The following is a 16,713-nucleotide window of genomic DNA, read 5'->3' on the forward strand; positions in this document are numbered from 1 at the left end:
ATGATTCAGTCAGTTGCATTTATCGGATTGGGCGCAATGGGTTACCGTATGGCAGCGCACCTACCAAAACAGTTCGACACGGTTTATGTCTGGAATCGAAACTTTACCAAGGCAGAGCAACATGCTGCTGAATTTGGTACGCAAGCGGTTGCATTAGAGCAAGCAGTACAAGCGGATGTTGTTTTTTCATGCCTACCCACCAGCCAAGATGTTGAAAATTTAATTGCGAGTGTGACGCTGAAATCAGGCTCGATTTGGGTCGACTGTACCAGCGGTGTGCCAGAATCTGCAAAAAAACTCGCTTCAGCCTTAAAGCAACAAAACGTTTCGTTCTTAGACGCCCCTGTGAGTGGACAAACCATTGGCGCTGAAACGGGAACATTAACCGTCATGATTGGTGGTGACGCAGCAGCCTTTGAACGTGCATTACCTGCGATCCAAACATTTGGCAGACTGATTAAACATGTGGGTGAACCGGGTGCGGGTTTTGCCGTGAAAGCTGTAAACAACATGTTAATGGCTGTAAATCTTTGTGCAGTTGCTGAAGGATTCACCACCTTAAAAGCGCATGGCGTAGACTTACATGAGGCACTCGATTGTATTAATGCGTCGAGTGGTAAAAGTAATGTGACCGAAACGGTTTTACCGCAGCGCGTACTAAACCGTAGCTTCCCATTAACCTTTGCACTTCCATTACTTGCAAAAGATACGGGAATTGCTGTTGATCTAGTGCGCCAAGCAAAACTTTCAGCCCCTGTGCTCTCTTTGACGCAAAATTTAATCCAAGCAGCAAGCGATCAAGCTGAAGAAAACAGTGATTTTTCAAGCGCTATGATTATGTATGAAAAATGGAGTAAAATTACAATTGAGTAATAACTCGCCATTGAATAACGATAAATAACCATCATATTGTACTCTAGTGTCATAACACACATTGTTACAAATGACAGAGGAAACTCGCATGAACAAATTTACCCTTGCAACTTTGCTAGGTGCTGTAACTTTAATCGGGGCTTCTACTGCTGTTTTAGCATCTGAGCAAGAATGCCAAAAGTTGAAAAATGACCATGACGTGATTTATGCATCGAAAGGTTTTTGCTTTAAAGATCCTGACGCTAAAGCGAAGTTTGGCAATGACAATTGCTACACAACTAAGCCTAAATTTTCAGAAAAAGAGCAACAACGACTTGACGCGATCAAAGATCGTCAGAAAGAATTGAACTGTAAATAATTACGATTCAATTCGCTCAAGGAATTTAGCAATGACTTATGATGATCAAAATATTTTTGCTCGGATTTTACGTGGAGAACTTCCTGCGTTTAAAGTCTATGAAGATGATCAAGTACTCGCTTTTATGGATGTCATGCCACAGGCTGAAGGTCATACGCTCGTAATTCCTAAAATCCCTGCTATTACACTGCTTGATTTAGATCCAGAAGCGGCTGCTTCTACCATTCAGGTTGCTCAAAAAGTTGCGAAAGCAATGGAAAAAGCTTTAGACGTGAAAGGTATCGTATTGATGCAGTTGTCTGGCGCTGCTGCGGGTCAAACTGTTCCGCACGTGCATTTCCACCTAATTCCGACTTCAGTGCATGAATTAGGTAAACATGCCTCACAAATGGGCGATATGGAAAAAATTAAAGCCATTGGCGAAAAAATCAAAGCAGCACTTTAAGTTCAATTGAGTTTAAAGTGATGATCAATGGAGCTTCGGCTCCATTTTTTATGTCTCGAATATTATCCCAAGAACTTTTAGCTGCAAAATTTACTGTTCAATACAACTCTAAGCATTTAATAAATATTAATTTTTATAAGTATAAAAGCAATTTAAACCAAAAATCACCTTTCACCGTTTTGAAATATTTCCTTAATAGAACTGTCTTATTTGTAATGAATACTTAGCGCCATTAGATAGCGAAATTACTTCTAGCCAAGCTACTGATAAAACATATTGATATGACTGGAAAAGTCTTCTGGAGCTTCAAATGAAAAAAACTCTATGTGCATTAGCAATCGGGGCAACAATTCTTACACCAATGATGGCGTCTGCTGCAGATGTAAAAATTTATGGCCGTGCACATGTCTCTCTTGACTATCTAGATGATGGTAAAGATTACAACGAAGTTGGTCTTTCTTCTAACGCTTCACGCTTAGGCTTCAAAGTAGATCAAAAAATTAATGATGACCTCAACGTATTCGCTCAAATTGAGCAAGAAGTAAACTTTGCAAGCGGTAGCCAAGACAGCAAAGGTGTAGATTTTTCAACACGTGACACATTCGTGGGTTTAAAAAGTTCAACTTATGGTCAAGCACGTGTAGGTCGTTTTGACAGCCCATTTAAAGTCGCACGTAGCCCTGTGAACTTCTTCGGTGACATGGTTGGTGACGTTCGTAACGTAACACGTGTAGGCAACTTAAAATTTGATGAACGTAATGAAAACACCATTGAATATAAATCTCCAAAATTTGGCGGTGGTTTCAATGTATTAGCTGCAATGTCGATGCATTCAGGTACACAAATTGACCGTGAAGCAGATGGCGAAGGCAAAGATGATAACAAAGCCTATGACCTTGCTCTAACCTATAAAGAAGGCCCAATTGATTTTGCAGCAGCATACGAAAAGTATGATGAAAATGCAGCAAACGCAGCAGGTGGCGCAAGTCGAGATGCATTCCGTATTGCCGGTGCATATAAGTTAACTGAAGAATTTAACTTGGGTGCTTTATACCAAATTGCTAAACACGACAACGATACAGCCAACCCAGATGCTCAAGTTTTCGGTGTTGCTGGCGAATATAAAGTAACGCCTAAAACCTCAGTACGCGGTGAATACTTCTACCGTGACGTAGATGCTGATGATGCTAATGCAAGCTTGATCGGTGTGGGTGTAGAACATAAGTTGGATAGCACTTTACGCGTATACGGCAACCTAGCAACTGTGCTTAACGACAAAAACTCTAAACTTAACCCTTGGAAAGAAGGTCGTAGCTTCGGTAACGGTATCGCAGGGATCGGTGATGAAAATGCAACTGCACTTTCTCTTGGTCTGCGTTACGACTTCTAAGCTGCAATATCTCCCCCAAAAGACATACTCCGGTATGTCTTTTTTTTACTCAAATATAGTGTCTCAAGACTAAAATAAGCTAAGTTCATCATGTATCAAATATTTAAAAAGTATTTAAAAAACTTAGTCCAGCCTCTTTAACATTAACCATATAGAGATCGTTTAACAGCACTACATGAATAGCCCTTTTTTTTAGCAAAACTTAAACATAACAAATAAAAATCTTATTCACTCAATAAAGATTCTCATTATTAATAATGTAACTTTTAGTAAATATAGTAAATTAGTCAGAATTTAAAATATAAATATAAGCGTTTTAGTCGGATTTGAAATAATTAAACACAAGTGTTTTAGTCAAGTATTTAAAATAAAAAAATTAGTTTATTTTTTAACTATCAAACACTATAAGTAATTGTATTTAAATTACTTAATAATATATTTTTATTTTAACTGTTCAACCTAATTGCTTTTTGTATATATTTGTTAATAATATAGTACAAGTTTAAAGAATAGGCTTATCTCCATGAGCTTAAAATTCAAAGATTTAAATCGTCGTGTGGTCAGAGAAATAACCGCAATACTAATAATTAAAGTGATTATTTTAATGATCATTAAGAACATCTGGTTCGACGCCCCTACTATCCCTAAAAACTTTGACAATCAAGTTGCCGAGCATATTGCTGGCAGTCCTTCCCAAATCAAGGAGACACGTTGATGATTTCTGAAAGCGTGGTCGATCTTTCGCGGTTCCAATTTGCAATGACCGCGATGTATCACTTTATTTTTGTTCCACTGACTTTAGGTCTGGCTTTTATTCTTGCCATCATGGAAACCACTTATGTGATTTCTGGCAAAGAAATTTATAAAGACATGACTAAATTCTGGGGAAAACTCTTCGGTATTAACTTCGCATTAGGTGTTACTACTGGTTTGACCATGGAGTTTCAGTTCGGTACTAACTGGGCGTATTACTCACACTATGTCGGTGATATTTTCGGTGCACCATTAGCCATTGAAGGTCTGATGGCATTCTTCCTTGAATCAACATTTATTGGTTTATTCTTCTTCGGCTGGGATCGCCTATCTAAAGTTCAGCATTTGGCTGTAACTTGGTTAGTTGCACTTGGCTCGAACATGTCTGCACTATGGATTTTAGTAGCCAATGGTTGGATGCAAAACCCAGTCGGTTCCGCTTTTAACTATGAAACTATGCGTATGGAAATGGTGGACTTCGGTGCACTGATTTTCAACCCTGTAGCTCAGGTTAAATTCGTACATACCGTATCTGCTGGTTATGTGACTGGCGCAATTTTCGTACTAGCCATTTCAAGTTACTACTTATTAAAAAAACGTGACTTGCCATTTGCTCGTCGTTCATTCGCTATCGCTGCAATCTTTGGTTTAGCTTCTACACTTTCGGTGATCTTACTGGGTGATGAATCTGGTTATGAAATTGGTGATGTACAAAAAACTAAACTTGCTGCGATTGAAGCTGAATGGGACACTCACCCAGCTCCAGCGCCATTTACTTTGTTTGGTATTCCAAATAAAGAAACTATGTCTACTGACTACGCGATCAAAATTCCTTATGTCATGGGGATTATCGCAACACGTTCAACTGACAAAGAAGTAACAGGTATTAAAGACCTGATCGTACAACACGAAGCGCGTATTCGTAACGGTATGGTGGCTTACTCACAGTTAGAACAACTTCGTGCAGGCGATACGTCTCCTGAACTTAAAGCAGCATTTGCTGAGTCTCAAAAAGACTTGGGCTATGGTTTGCTTCTGAAAAAATACACAGACAAAGTGGTCGATGCTTCTGACGAACAAATCAAAGCTGCTGCAAAAGACACTATTCCACATGTTCCAAGCTTGTTCTGGGCATTCCGTGCAATGGTTGCTTCTGGCTTCTTAATGCTCCTTCTGTTCGTACTGGCTACCTTTGCTGTCGGTAAACGTAATGCAGAAAACAAACCATGGTTATTGAAATTTGCCTTGTTTGCACTTCCACTCCCTTGGATTGCTGCGCAAACAGGTTGGTATGTTGCCGAAGTTGGTCGTCAACCATGGACCATTGGTGAAGTCCTACCTACACACCTTTCAGCTTCTAGCTTAAGTACAGGTGATGTATGGGGTTCTATCCTTGCATTGGCAGCGTTCTACACTGTACTGCTGATCATTGAAATGTACTTAATGATTAAATTCTCACGCCTTGGCCCAAGTTCTCTACATACTGGTAAATACCACTTCGAGAAACTTGAAGCTGCAAAAAAGGCAAATGAGGAGGCTCAAGCATGATCGAATATGAATTACTCAAAATCATTTGGTGGGTCTTAGTCGGTGTCCTACTGATCGGCTTCGCCCTCACCGATGGCTTCGATATGGGCTCAATGGCGATCATGCCATTCGTAGGTAAAAAAGACGAAGAACGTCGTGCGGCAATCAATACGATTGCCCCACACTGGGACGGTAACCAAGTTTGGTTTATTACTGCCGGTGGTGCACTGTTTGCAGCATGGCCAATGGTATATGCAACTGCATTCTCAGGCATGTACTGGGCACTGTTACTGGTACTCTTCGCCCTCTTCTTACGTCCAGTCGGTTTTGACTACCGTTCTAAACTCGAAAATACCAAGTGGCGTAATTCTTGGGACTGGGGTTTAGCAATTGGTGGTGCCGTTCCTGCCCTCGTATTTGGTGTTGCGTTTGGTAATATGTTCCTCGGTGTACCATTCACTATGGACGAAACTGTTCGCTCGACTTATACAGGTAGTTTCTTTGCGCTGCTTAACCCATTCGCTTTAGTTTGCGGTATCGTGAGTTTATCTATGCTTTGCGCACACGGTGGTGCATGGCTCATGCTTCGTACAGACGGCGACCTACGTGCTCGCTCAGCAAAAGCGACTCAGCTTATGGGTATCGTATTCTTGGTTTGCTTCTTACTTGCAGGCGCATGGTTATACTTCGGTAATATCCAAGGCTACACATTAGTGCAACCATTTGACACGAATGGCGTTGCTAACCCATTGGCTAAAGAAGTGATCACCAATGCCAATCCAGGTTGGATGAACAATTATAGTATTTATCCTATTACTATGATTGCGCCAATCATGGCAATTTTAGGTGCTTTGATCATTATCCTTGCCGCAGGTAAAGGTAAAGCAGGTTTTAGCTTCCTTGGTTCAAGCTTGGCAGTCATTGGCGCAATCTTAACTGCTGGTTTTGCATTGTTCCCTTTCCTTATGCCATCGAGCATCAACCCAACTGTAAGTTTGACTATGTGGGATGCGGTATCAAGTAAAAACACCCTGACTGTGATGACAGTTGCCGCGTGTATTTTTGTCCCAATTATCCTGTGCTACACAACTTGGTGTTACTACAAGATGTGGGGTGTGGTCACAAACAAACATATTGAAGAGAATTCACACAGCCTATACTAAGGCTGTGTCTAAGGAGAAAAGACGATGTGGTATTTTGCTTGGATTCTCGGTATTTTGATGGCATGTTTTGCAGGTGTACTTAGTGCGCTTTACATCGAACATCATCAAGATCTAGATGAGGAATAACAAATGACTGATGCTGCTGTAGAAAAATCACTTGTAGAAAAGAAGCCAAATAAATTTGCAATGGTCATTTCCTGCCTGTTAGCTTTTCCTTTGGCAGCCGTGTTACTTGTACATCCTGCTGCCATGCTGGATGACAATGGTGGATATAGCCATCGAGCGCTGATGTTCATCATGATAGGTATTTCAGGTGGTTTTGTGCATGGTGTGGGTTTTACACCACACCATTGGTTCTGGAAATGGCTTTTTAGCCCCTTCCTCGCTTGGCCACTAATGTTGTGGGGCTATTACACGTGGTTCCTACATTAATTAATATCTAAATAAAGCCCTCAATTGAGGGCTTTTTTTATGTTTGCCTTAAAGCGCTGATTTTTCAATGCAGATTAATAAAACAAAATATTATAAATTTTTATTAAAAATTAAACATTTTCTAACATTTGATTATACATATTAGCGCCCGCAAAGTTGCATCGCCGCTGCATGGCCTTTAGCATGCTCTGCACCTGAATTGGAGTTATATAATGAAAACTAAAACCTTTTTAGCTACAGCATGCATTATTGCCAGTACTTACGCATCTGCAGAAGAAGCAAAAAAAGGATGGCTGTCAAAAGCTATTGATAAATGGAATACCTTGGGGCAGCTGACAGATAAGGATTTTGAACAGTATCCGACGGTGCAGGAATTTTTCCAAGCCAAGTATAAAAATCCGCGCACCATCACCATGAATAACGTATCTTACGGTGCAGGCACCATTATGTGGGAACGCGCAAACACCTATTGTGCGCGTGACGGCGGTGAATTTGTACAAATTAAAAGCCATCCATCACCGCTGATTCCTTATAAAGGCTCTGAGGTGCTGTCTACGCCGAATCTGCAAAAATACTACGGCTTATTCCAGTGCAAAAATATCAAAAACAGCTGGAAAGTTTACTTTGACCATCAGAACGAGCGTATTTTCCAGCATCCGTCTCCAAACACGGCTTCTGACGTCAGCTTCAATTTCGAATAATCGTTATGTATAGAAAAAATCAAAATATGCAAAAAACATTATTGTTTCTTGCCGCAGCAGCCGGGCTATCCGGCTGCCAAGTCACAGGGGAACGCGGCAGCCTCTATCAAAATGTGCTGGGCGGCTTCGGGCCTAAAACCCAGCATATCCAGCTCAACCCAGAACTGAACAGTTTTTCCCTGACAGTACCACTCTCGGCTTATAATGAATTGGATTTAAACAAAGGGCTGATCAGCAATGCCCCGTTCTTCAACCAGTTAAAACAAGACCGTTACTGGAGTGTGCACCATATTTATGACGCGCAATTCCGGCGCCTGGCGCAAGACCGGGTTAAAATAAAAGTCTGCAATACGGTCAGCGCTGATCACCGCCGCAGCGCCAACGATTCCAGTTCCTGCGCAGATATACAGATGCGCGTCGCATACGACAGGCTGAGTGATGGCGTACGCATGACCTTCAAGCCTATTACGGCCGATATCAGCACAGAAGACTTCGGCTTCTTTATCAAAAACTCAGCGCCGGAATTATTTAAAAATGCCGAGCAGCTGAACACTGCAACCCTGATTAAAACCTTCGGCTATGAAGATGCGCTGACAGTCAGCAGCAAACGCACGATTTCCAGCCTCAGCAATGTGCTAGTAAAAAATGGCTATACCGTTACTACTCAGGATATTGCCAATGAAAAAATTTACTTAAGCTCATTTGAGCTTAAATCGGCTGACGCGAAGGTCTTTTCCATCTTGAACTGTCGCACCGCTGCCGCCAAAAACGGTTCCAGCACCAGCTGCAAATATGCCCTGTTCAGCCCCTATGCCATCAGCGACTATCGAATTTACAACAAAGAAATAGCCAGAAAAATCAATCAGCTATTCAACTAAACCCAAAGCCGGCATGAAGCCGGCTGTTTTTATCCGCTTAGCCGGCGCCAGCCCAGATACTGACAGATTATGCTTGCGGGCGCTTATGAGCGCTGGCCGGCCAGTCCGCCATAGCTTAAACAACTACAACCAAGGCATTCGACCTGCCAATCATCTGCACAGAAACATTGATTTACGGCCTGACGGACTGCTCAATACATTCTGCTACAGCATTTTCCCGTATGTCCAGCGCATAAAAAAAGCCGGACATTGGTCCGGCTTGATTATTCCGTTTACATTAATGCTTAGCGATGCGTATGAATAGACATCACAATCCCCATCCCTGCGAGCATTGCAATCACGGCTGTACCACCATAACTCATGAGCGGTAAAGGGTCACCTGTTACCGGTAAAATCCCACTGACCATACCCGAGTTTAAAAATACAAAAAAGAAGAAAGTTAATCCTATCGCTCCTGCATAGAGTCGTCCAAAATTATGGAAGCAATTTAGTCCAATAATCAAACAGCGAACAATAATTGCTGTAAATAAACTAAATAAAAGAAATACACCAATAAAGCCAAACTCTTCAGCATAGGTCGACATGATAAAGTCAGTATGATGCTCTGGCAGATAGCCCAAGTGCGACTGCGTCCCTTCGGTATACCCCTTACCCATTAAACCACCTGATCCAATGGCAATTTTAGACTGAATAATATTCCAACCTGCACCAAGTGCGTCAGACTCAGGGTCAAATAAGGTCAGTACACGTTTTTTCTGATATTCCTGCAAAAAGAACATCCAGAGTACAGGTGCTGCAATTGCAAAGGCTGTTAAAGCAGCTGCAATTAAACGCCAAGACATACCACTTAAAAATAAAACAAAAATACCTGGAATAATCAAACCTATATTCAAGTCGGGCTGTAAAGCGACCAATGCAAATGGAATCAATAATAAAATTAACGCACCGACAATTTGTAAAAATTTCGGTGGAAAAGGTTTTCGCGCAAAATACCACGCCATCATGAGTGGCATGGCAAATTTCATAAACTCACTCGGCTGCATACTGCCGATACCTGGCAAGCTAATCCAGCGTTTCGCCCCCATCCTTTTTTCACCAATGACCAGAACCAACAACAGTAAAAATATACCGATGGCATATAAGTACGGACTCATAGATTGGTAAACTTTGGGTGGAATTTGCGCGCAGATCAACATCACAATAAAGCCCACACCAAAACTTGTGGCTTGGCGTAGTACCATTCCAGAATCTTCCGCGGTCGCACTATAGACAACCATCAGCCCCAATATTGCATTGAGTACCAAGAAGCAAAGTAACCACGGGTCTAAATGAAGTTTAGCCCATCGAGAAGAATCGTGTTTTATACTGCGGCCATCGCGTAATGACTGACGTAAAAAACGATACTGTTGAGAAGGGATCATTGCGAAACAGATCTAAAAAGGATGCGGGAATTATAAATTAAAGCGACAGTAAAAATCACTGTCCCTTAAATATTCCTTGAAATAATCATCTATTCACTTGAGACGCTAAAATTAAACGTGCCAATTCCAAGTCATCCGGATAGGTAATTTTAATATTGTCCGAACGACCTTGCACGACATTAACTTGCTCACCGATAAATTCTAAAGCACTAGCCTCATCTGTGATGGTCGCACCAGCGGCAAGCGCTTGTTCAATGGCATTTTTAAGCACACCCAATTTGGCAATTTGTGGTGTCTGCGCTTGCCATAAAGTTGAACGATCTACCGTTGTTGATATAAGTGGCGCCGTTTCAACTCGCTTTAAAGTATCGCGTACGGGAATTGCGAGAATCGCACTTAGCTCTGAATCGACTGCCGATTGAACTAAATCTTCTAAACTCAATTGTGAGACACATGGTCGTGCTGCATCATGAACAAATACCCAATCATCATCATTGGCAATCGCAGATAGATATTGCAATGCATTGAGCACAGAATGCACACGCTCTGCTCCGCCTAAACAAAAATGTGCCTTATCTTGATTTGCTAGTGCCAAGGTCTGAGCAACATTATCTTGCTCTCCTATTGCCAACACATAGCCTGTCAACGGCAATTGGTTAAGACGCGCAACTGTGTGTTCAAGCACAGTTAGACCCGCAATGTTTTGATATTGTTTTAGTTCAGTTTTAGAAAATCGACTTCCTGAACCAGCAGCAGGAATAATAGCCCACAATTTAAGGTTCGGGTGGAAGTTCGGATGGTTCTGACTCATTGGTACGTAGGTCTACTTTTGCATTTGGATCAATATAAATTGGTTTGTACTGAGTACTGATCGTACTCATCTGTACGAAAGTCTCATGCGGTTTAATTAAACCTAAATCTAGACGAGCATGCTCTTCAATAGCTTCAACGCCATTTTTTAAATCGTATACTTCAGCGGCAAGCACGCGATTTCGTTCTTTTAATTCATCATTGAGTTCGACTTGTTGTTGTATTTTCTGACTCAGTTGTTGATGTTGATGATAACCACCTTCACCGAACCAGTACAAATATTGAAACCCTGCGATCAAAAAGATCGCAAGGCCCAACAATACTTTACTCGCTTTGGAGTCAAATACATTTAACATAGATAGCATGATCTGCTTAGTTCAAACCTTTGAACTCAGCTTTACCGCGATATGCAGCATTAGTCAATTCTTCAATACGAAGTAATTGGTTATATTTCGCTACACGGTCAGAACGGCAAAGTGAACCAGTTTTGATTTGACCCGCTGCTGTACCCACTGCAAGATCTGCAATAGTTGAATCTTCAGTTTCACCAGAACGGTGTGAAATTACTGTAGTGTAACCATTTGCTTTTGCAAGGTAGATTGCATCTAGAGTTTCAGTCAACGTACCGATTTGGTTGTACTTGATCAGAATAGAGTTACCCACTTTTTCGTTGATACCACGTTGAAGAATCTTAGGATTCGTAACGAATAGGTCATCACCAACCAATTGGATTTTGTCGCCAAGGATTGAAGTAAGGTAAGACCAACCTTCCCAATCAGACTCGTCTAAACCATCTTCAATTGAGATGATTGGGTATTGTTTTACAAAACCAGCAAGGTAGTCAGCAAATTGGTTGCTTGTGAATGCTTTATTGCCTTCACCTGCAAGGATATATTGACCATCTTTGTAGAATTCTGAAGATGCACAGTCAAGCGCAAGCATAATATCAGAACCTGCTTTGTAGCCAGTTTTTTCAATTGCTTCAAGAATTACTGTAATTGCTTCTTCGTTAGAACGAAGGTTCGGTGCAAAACCACCTTCATCACCAACTGCAGTATTTAGACCTTGTTTCTTTAAAACTGATTTTAAAGAATGGAAAATTTCAGCACCAGCGCGTAAAGCTTCAGAGAATGAAGTGAAGCCAACTGGCTCAATCATAAATTCTTGAATGTCTACGTTGTTGTCTGCATGTGAACCACCATTTAGGATGTTCATCATTGGAACAGGCATAGTCAAAATGCTGTTATTACGAAGGTCTGCGATGTATTGGAAAAGTGGAATTTTCTTTTCATCAGCAGCAGCGCGTGCAGCAGCTAGCGATACCGCTAAAGTTGCGTTCGCACCTAATTTTTCTTTGTTTTCAGTACCGTCAAGCGCGATCATTGTGTTATCAATGTCTTTTTGTTCGAATACTGATTTACCCAACAATGCATCACGAATTACTGTGTTAACGTTGTTAACCGCAGTTTTAACGCCTTTACCTAAGTAACGAGCTTTGTCGCCGTCACGAAGTTCTAAAGCTTCACGAGAACCAGTTGAAGCACCAGATGGTGCACATGCACGGCCTACAACGCCAGAGGCTAAGATTACGTCTGCTTCGATGGTAGGGTTACCACGAGAGTCCAAAATTTCACGTGCACGAATGTCAACGATTTGGCTCATGAACAATTCCTCAGTTGATTAATAAAAATGATGCGTCAAAAGTGACGCATCAATGTGTATCGAATTAGTGTGTGTCTAACTTTGCGAAACCTTTAACTAAGGTATCGAGCTCTTTTAACTGTGCCAAGAAAGGTTCCAACTGTGACATGCGTAGCGCACATGGACCGTCACATTTGGCATTTTCTGGATCTGGATGAGCTTCTAAGAACAAACCTGCTAAACCAGTCGCCATACCTGCACGTGCCAGTGTCGTGATTTGCGCACGACGACCACCTGCAGAATCCGCACGACCACCCGGCGTTTGAAGCGCATGTGTAACATCAAAGAACACAGGGACATTCATTTCTTTCATGATGTCAAAGCCCAACATGTCTACAACTAAATTGTTGTAACCAAATGCTGAACCACGTTCACAAAGAATTAGTTTGTCATTTCCTGCTTCCAAACACTTATGCAAAATATGACGCATTTCGTGTGGTGCGAGGAACTGTGCTTTTTTAATGTTGATGATGGCATCAGTTTTCGCCATCGCTTCAACAAGGTCAGTTTGACGGCTTAAAAATGCAGGAAGTTGGATAATATCCGCAACTTCAGCAACAGGCGCAGCTTGGTATGGTTCATGTACATCAGTAATAATCGGCACATTAAAGTGTTTTTTAATGTCAGCTAACCACTCGATTCCTTTTTCCAGGCCTGGGCCACGGAAAGAGTTCAAGCTTGAACGATTGGCTTTATCAAAACTTGCTTTAAACACATACGGAATATCCAAGCGTTTACAGATATCCACATAGGTTTCAGCAATTTCAAAAGCAAGGTCTTTTGACTCAAGTACGTTCATGCCGCCGAATAGTACAAATGGCAAATGATTTGCCATTTGTATATCGCCTAAACGTACAATTTCCTGTGGTTTTAATTGTGACATTTAAACTCTTCCTGGTTTAGTCAAAAACACATTATTTCGCTTTTTGGTACTGCTTTTTAGCAGCATCAATAAAGCCTGCGAATAATGGGTGTCCATCACGTGGTGAACTTGTAAATTCCGGATGGAATTGTACAGCAATAAACCAAGGATGTTCAGGAATTTCAACAGTTTCAACAAGACGCTGTACTGGAGAATAACCTGAAATCTTCATGCCTTTTTCTTCAAGCACTGGGATATAACGGTTGTTCATTTCATAACGGTGACGATGACGTTCAACGATCTCTTCAGAACCGTAAACTTGTGCAGTTTTTGTTCCTGTAACCAATTCAGATTTTTGAGCACCCAGACGCATTGTGCCGCCTAAGTCAGAATCTGCATTACGTTGTTGGACTTCGCCGCGCTCATCTAACCATTCAGTGATTAGACCAATCAATGGTGATTTTGTAGAACGGTTAAATTCAGTAGAAGTTGCATCGCTAATACCCGCAACGTTGCGCGCATATTCGATCACAGCCAACTGCATACCTAAACAGATGCCGAGGAACGGTACACCATTTTCACGTGCGTATTTAATCGCTTGCATTTTGCCTTCAGTACCACGTTCACCGAAACCACCTGGTACAAGAATCGCATCAGCATCTTTCAATACATTGTTTACGTCTTGGCTTTCTAACTCTTCAGCGTTTACGTAATCAATTTGAACTTTGACACGGTTTTGAATACCCGCATGTAAAAGTGCTTCGTTTACAGATTTGTAAGCATCTGGAAGTTCAACGTATTTACCAACCATTGCGACACGTACTGTGTATTCAGGGTTCAGTAATGCATCTACAACGTTATCCCAGTCTGTAAGATCAGCTTCTGGAAGATCGTTATAACCAAAACGTTCACAGATTAAATCATCAACGTTTTGTTCATAGAAAGTACGTGGAATTTGGTAAATTGAACGCGCATCTTTACATACCACAACTGCACGCGCTTCAACGTTCGTAAATAACGCAATTTTACGTGTAGTGTCAGCATCAACATCATGTTCTGTACGGCAGATCAGAATGTCTGGTTGAATACCAATCGACAAAAGCTCTTTTACAGAGTGTTGAGTTGGTTTAGTTTTTAATTCAGCAGCTGACTTAATATATGGGAGTAAAGTTAAGTGCATTAACATTGTGCGCTTATGACCTAGTTCGACCATAAGTTGACGTACAGATTCCATGAATGGGAGAGATTCAATGTCACCTACTGTACCGCCGATCTCAACGATCGCAACGTCATAGCCTTCACCTGCGCGAAGAACACGTTCTTTAATATTGTCAGTAATATGTGGAATAACTTGAACTGTACCACCGAGGTAATCACCACGACGTTCTTTATTCAAGACATCTTGGTACACTCGTCCCGAAGTAAAGTTGTTCAGTTTGGTCATTTTCGCACGACGCAAGAAACGTTCGTAATAACCCAAGTCTAAGTCAGTTTCAGCACCATCCTCTGTGACAAAAACTTCACCGTGTTGGAATGGACTCATAGTCCCTGGATCGACATTAATGTATGGATCCATTTTTACCATGGTTACTTTTAAACCACGGGCTTCTAAAAGCGCAGCCACTGATGCAGCTGAAATACCTTTACCTAGTGATGATACAACACCACCAGTAACGAAAATAAAATGGGTCATTAAGTTTCTCGTACAATGGAGCCTAAATTGGCCTACAATGTTGTGCGATTTTACTTTACTCTGTACCAAGAAAGCAAAGTCATTCCGCATCAATTCATAGAACAATTAACAATTGGCTATTGTAACAGCAATTATCATAAAAATTTAGAGTAAGTTCTTATCATTTCTATATTCTTATTTGCTGTTATAATGCAGTTATCCAATCCACACTTTTTTGTTTTGTGTAATTATGAATAAGAAACTTTTAATCTGCGGTGCAATCGCAACAGGTCTACTTCTTACAGCATGTGTAAAAAAAGAAGCACCAAAAGAAGAAGAACAGGAACAGGTTGAAGTTGCAGCATCTGAACCAACAGCATCTGTACCTACACAATTAGAACCAGTTGAAGAACAACCAGTTGTTGAAGAAACGACTCAACAGCAAGTTGAAGTGATTCGTGAAGAGACACCGAATACAACAACTGAAATTCGTCGTGAACCTACTCCTCCTGCAGAAGCTCCTGCTCCAAAAGCAGAAGCACCTAAAGCAGCAGAAAAACCTGCGCAAGCTACTCAACCTAAACAAAACTCTGGTTCTGCACAGTCTGAAGATGACGCCGTTGCCGCTGCCATTGCTGCTGCAACACCAGCTTTAGAGAACTAAGATCGAAGTTTTATCAAACCAATGATCAAAAAACCCGGCAATTGTCGGGTTTTTTTATTGTTTCTATGTAAATAAAAATATGTACCCAACAATGCACTGTTTTTTCTCACAACTATTCTTGTAATTTTTCAGCTAAATATTCAATAAATAAACGAACACGTTTCGGTAAATGCTCTTGTTGATAATAGACAGCATGAATAAGCTGTTCATGTGGCTCAATTTGATGGTCTAAAAGTTGTACCAATCGTCCTTCTGCAATATCTTTTTCTAACATAAAAATCGAAAGACAAGCGATGCCCATCCCATGAATCGCAAGCTCACGAATGGTTTCACCATTTGATGCCTTAATATTTGGTCGGATCGTCAAATGTTTCCCTGCGACTTGGATCGGCCAAGTATTCATATGGGTAATTTGACTAAATCCAAGTAAAGCATGTGCGGTTAGCTCATCAGCATTTTGCGGACGTCCATGTTGCTGAAGATATTCAGGACTCGCCACCAAACACAGTCGACTCTTGTAGATAAGTTTTGCGTGCAAACTGGAGTCGTTTAATTTTCCAAAGCGAATTGCAACATCCGCTTTATGCTCTAATAAGTCAATCACTTGATCATGATTTACTAATTCAATCTGTATATGCGGATAACGTGCATTAAATTCTGGAATCAAGGGAACGATCATATGCAGAATAAAAGAAATTGCTGAATCGACTCGCACTAACCCCGAAGTATCTGCATCTAATTTTAGCAGAGAATCTTCCGCTTCGCTCAAATCATTCAATATCCGCCGTGTTTTTGCTAAAAACAATTGCCCCTCTTGCGTGAGCTTAATTTTGCGGGTTGTTCGTTCCAACAGGGTTACATTTAATTTAGATTCCAGACGCTGTAATGCGCGGCTTACACCAGATGCTGTTTGATCCAGTCTTTCTGCTGCTTTGATAATAGAGCCGCTATCTACAATAACAGTAAAAGCCTGCAGCTCCTCAATGGTCGATTTCATTGCTTATTCGATTCGTGATTTTTAATCAATAATATATTCCAAACTCATGCATTTTTCTTCATTAAA

The 16,713-nt window shown here is 41.1% G+C and carries 19 protein-coding genes; 12 read left to right on the forward strand and 7 right to left on the reverse strand.

The window, feature by feature from the left end; translation table 11 throughout:
• The 11 genes from AVJ20_RS08865 (at nt 1) to AVJ20_RS08915 (ending at nt 8,520) form a co-directional block, all read left to right on the forward strand.
• A complete protein-coding gene (locus AVJ20_RS08865) occupies nt 1–873 on the forward strand; it encodes an NAD(P)-dependent oxidoreductase (RefSeq protein WP_111884948.1) in 873 nt (290 codons plus the stop codon).
• 88 nt (nt 874–961) lie between these two features.
• Complete coding sequence (locus AVJ20_RS08870) at nt 962–1,231, forward strand: YARHG domain-containing protein (RefSeq protein ID WP_078188510.1); 270 nt, start codon at nt 962–964, stop codon at nt 1,229–1,231.
• 31 nt (nt 1,232–1,262) lie between these two features.
• Nucleotides 1,263–1,676: an HIT family protein gene (locus AVJ20_RS08875; RefSeq protein ID WP_111884949.1), complete on the forward strand. Its 414-nt coding sequence runs from the start codon at nt 1,263–1,265 to the stop codon at nt 1,674–1,676.
• A gap of 310 nt (nt 1,677–1,986) precedes the next feature.
• A complete protein-coding gene (locus AVJ20_RS08880; protein ID WP_111884950.1) occupies nt 1,987–3,066 on the forward strand; it encodes a porin in 1,080 nt (359 codons plus the stop codon).
• 523 nt (nt 3,067–3,589) lie between these two features.
• Entirely contained in the window at nt 3,590–3,781 is a 192-nt protein-coding gene (gene cydP / locus AVJ20_RS08885) for a cytochrome oxidase putative small subunit CydP (RefSeq protein WP_078188513.1), read from the forward strand.
• Complete coding sequence (locus AVJ20_RS08890; RefSeq protein ID WP_078188514.1) at nt 3,781–5,367, forward strand: cytochrome ubiquinol oxidase subunit I; 1,587 nt, start codon at nt 3,781–3,783, stop codon at nt 5,365–5,367. The genes cydP and AVJ20_RS08890 overlap by 1 nt, the downstream gene beginning before the upstream one ends.
• On the forward strand, nt 5,364–6,509 hold the full coding sequence (gene cydB / locus AVJ20_RS08895; protein ID WP_111884951.1) for a cytochrome d ubiquinol oxidase subunit II: 1,146 nt from the start codon (nt 5,364–5,366) through the stop codon (nt 6,507–6,509). Before AVJ20_RS08890 ends, cydB begins: the two co-directional genes overlap by 4 nt.
• Before the next feature lie 24 nt (nt 6,510–6,533).
• Nucleotides 6,534–6,635 (forward strand): cytochrome bd-I oxidase subunit CydX, encoded by a 102-nt coding sequence (gene cydX, locus AVJ20_RS08900; RefSeq protein WP_002120988.1) that lies wholly within the window; start codon nt 6,534–6,536, stop codon nt 6,633–6,635.
• A 3-nt stretch (nt 6,636–6,638) separates the two neighbouring features.
• Nucleotides 6,639–6,941: a cyd operon YbgE family protein gene (locus AVJ20_RS08905; protein ID WP_078188516.1), complete on the forward strand. Its 303-nt coding sequence runs from the start codon at nt 6,639–6,641 to the stop codon at nt 6,939–6,941.
• Between the two features lie 212 nt (nt 6,942–7,153).
• On the forward strand, nt 7,154–7,642 hold the full coding sequence (locus AVJ20_RS08910; protein WP_111884952.1) for a hypothetical protein: 489 nt from the start codon (nt 7,154–7,156) through the stop codon (nt 7,640–7,642).
• A 26-nt stretch (nt 7,643–7,668) separates the two neighbouring features.
• Nucleotides 7,669–8,520: a hypothetical protein gene (locus tag AVJ20_RS08915; protein ID WP_111884953.1), complete on the forward strand. Its 852-nt coding sequence runs from the start codon at nt 7,669–7,671 to the stop codon at nt 8,518–8,520.
• A gap of 284 nt (nt 8,521–8,804) precedes the next feature.
• On the opposite strand, the gene rodA is transcribed toward AVJ20_RS08915, so the two are convergent.
• The 6 genes from rodA to AVJ20_RS08945 all read right to left on the reverse strand — a co-directional run bounded on the left by rodA (nt 8,805) and on the right by AVJ20_RS08945 (nt 15,007).
• The gene (gene rodA / locus AVJ20_RS08920; protein ID WP_111884954.1) at nt 8,805–9,941 is read right to left on the reverse strand and encodes a rod shape-determining protein RodA; all 1,137 of its coding nucleotides are present in this window, start codon (nt 9,939–9,941) and stop codon (nt 8,805–8,807) included.
• An 85-nt stretch (nt 9,942–10,026) separates the two neighbouring features.
• On the reverse strand, nt 10,027–10,752 hold the full coding sequence (gene ispD / locus AVJ20_RS08925; protein WP_111884955.1) for a 2-C-methyl-D-erythritol 4-phosphate cytidylyltransferase: 726 nt from the start codon (nt 10,750–10,752) through the stop codon (nt 10,027–10,029).
• Nucleotides 10,715–11,107 carry a septum formation initiator family protein gene (locus tag AVJ20_RS08930; protein WP_111884956.1) on the reverse strand — a complete coding sequence of 131 codons (393 nt, stop codon included), beginning with the start codon at nt 11,105–11,107 and terminating at the stop codon, nt 10,715–10,717. The genes ispD and AVJ20_RS08930 overlap by 38 nt, the downstream gene beginning before the upstream one ends.
• 16 nt (nt 11,108–11,123) lie before the next feature.
• Nucleotides 11,124–12,413 (reverse strand): phosphopyruvate hydratase, encoded by a 1,290-nt coding sequence (eno, locus tag AVJ20_RS08935; protein WP_111884957.1) that lies wholly within the window; start codon nt 12,411–12,413, stop codon nt 11,124–11,126.
• Between the two features lie 64 nt (nt 12,414–12,477).
• Nucleotides 12,478–13,335 carry a 3-deoxy-8-phosphooctulonate synthase gene (gene kdsA / locus AVJ20_RS08940; RefSeq protein WP_078188522.1) on the reverse strand — a complete coding sequence of 286 codons (858 nt, stop codon included), beginning with the start codon at nt 13,333–13,335 and terminating at the stop codon, nt 12,478–12,480.
• Between the two features lie 31 nt (nt 13,336–13,366).
• Complete coding sequence (locus AVJ20_RS08945) at nt 13,367–15,007, reverse strand: CTP synthase (protein WP_111884958.1); 1,641 nt, start codon at nt 15,005–15,007, stop codon at nt 13,367–13,369.
• A 229-nt stretch (nt 15,008–15,236) separates the two neighbouring features.
• On the opposite strand from AVJ20_RS08945, the gene AVJ20_RS08950 reads away from it, so the two are divergent.
• Nucleotides 15,237–15,650: an internalin gene (locus AVJ20_RS08950; RefSeq protein ID WP_111884959.1), complete on the forward strand. Its 414-nt coding sequence runs from the start codon at nt 15,237–15,239 to the stop codon at nt 15,648–15,650.
• Between the two features lie 112 nt (nt 15,651–15,762).
• On the opposite strand, the gene AVJ20_RS08955 is transcribed toward AVJ20_RS08950, so the two are convergent.
• Entirely contained in the window at nt 15,763–16,647 is an 885-nt protein-coding gene (locus tag AVJ20_RS08955) for a LysR family transcriptional regulator (protein WP_111884960.1), read from the reverse strand.
• Nucleotides 16,648–16,713 lie beyond the last annotated feature (66 nt).

It is taken from the genome of Acinetobacter sp. CFCC 11171 (assembly GCF_003268405.1).
Taxonomy (GTDB): domain Bacteria; phylum Pseudomonadota; class Gammaproteobacteria; order Pseudomonadales; family Moraxellaceae; genus Acinetobacter; species Acinetobacter amyesii.

What these genes read in the sequence shown, in the direction of transcription:
- AVJ20_RS08930 (WP_111884956.1), bottom strand. Translation starts at nt 11,107, where the DNA reads ATGTTAAATGTATTTGACTCCAAAGCGAGTAAAGTATTGTTGGGCCTT.
- AVJ20_RS08945 (WP_111884958.1), bottom strand. Translation starts at nt 15,007, where the DNA reads ATGACCCATTTTATTTTCGTTACTGGTGGTGTTGTATCATCACTAGGT.
- cydP (WP_078188513.1), top strand. Translation starts at nt 3,590, where the DNA reads ATGAGCTTAAAATTCAAAGATTTAAATCGTCGTGTGGTCAGAGAAATA.
- AVJ20_RS08890 (WP_078188514.1), top strand. Translation starts at nt 3,781, where the DNA reads ATGATTTCTGAAAGCGTGGTCGATCTTTCGCGGTTCCAATTTGCAATG.
- AVJ20_RS08865 (WP_111884948.1), top strand. Translation starts at nt 1, where the DNA reads ATGATTCAGTCAGTTGCATTTATCGGATTGGGCGCAATGGGTTACCGT.
- rodA (WP_111884954.1), bottom strand. Translation starts at nt 9,941, where the DNA reads ATGATCCCTTCTCAACAGTATCGTTTTTTACGTCAGTCATTACGCGAT.
- AVJ20_RS08905 (WP_078188516.1), top strand. Translation starts at nt 6,639, where the DNA reads ATGACTGATGCTGCTGTAGAAAAATCACTTGTAGAAAAGAAGCCAAAT.
- AVJ20_RS08880 (WP_111884950.1), top strand. Translation starts at nt 1,987, where the DNA reads ATGAAAAAAACTCTATGTGCATTAGCAATCGGGGCAACAATTCTTACA.
- eno (WP_111884957.1), bottom strand. Translation starts at nt 12,413, where the DNA reads ATGAGCCAAATCGTTGACATTCGTGCACGTGAAATTTTGGACTCTCGT.
- AVJ20_RS08915 (WP_111884953.1), top strand. Translation starts at nt 7,669, where the DNA reads ATGCAAAAAACATTATTGTTTCTTGCCGCAGCAGCCGGGCTATCCGGC.
- AVJ20_RS08870 (WP_078188510.1), top strand. Translation starts at nt 962, where the DNA reads ATGAACAAATTTACCCTTGCAACTTTGCTAGGTGCTGTAACTTTAATC.
- AVJ20_RS08950 (WP_111884959.1), top strand. Translation starts at nt 15,237, where the DNA reads ATGAATAAGAAACTTTTAATCTGCGGTGCAATCGCAACAGGTCTACTT.
- AVJ20_RS08910 (WP_111884952.1), top strand. Translation starts at nt 7,154, where the DNA reads ATGAAAACTAAAACCTTTTTAGCTACAGCATGCATTATTGCCAGTACT.
- kdsA (WP_078188522.1), bottom strand. Translation starts at nt 13,335, where the DNA reads ATGTCACAATTAAAACCACAGGAAATTGTACGTTTAGGCGATATACAA.
- AVJ20_RS08875 (WP_111884949.1), top strand. Translation starts at nt 1,263, where the DNA reads ATGACTTATGATGATCAAAATATTTTTGCTCGGATTTTACGTGGAGAA.
- ispD (WP_111884955.1), bottom strand. Translation starts at nt 10,752, where the DNA reads ATGAGTCAGAACCATCCGAACTTCCACCCGAACCTTAAATTGTGGGCT.
- AVJ20_RS08955 (WP_111884960.1), bottom strand. Translation starts at nt 16,647, where the DNA reads ATGAAATCGACCATTGAGGAGCTGCAGGCTTTTACTGTTATTGTAGAT.
- cydX (WP_002120988.1), top strand. Translation starts at nt 6,534, where the DNA reads ATGTGGTATTTTGCTTGGATTCTCGGTATTTTGATGGCATGTTTTGCA.
- cydB (WP_111884951.1), top strand. Translation starts at nt 5,364, where the DNA reads ATGATCGAATATGAATTACTCAAAATCATTTGGTGGGTCTTAGTCGGT.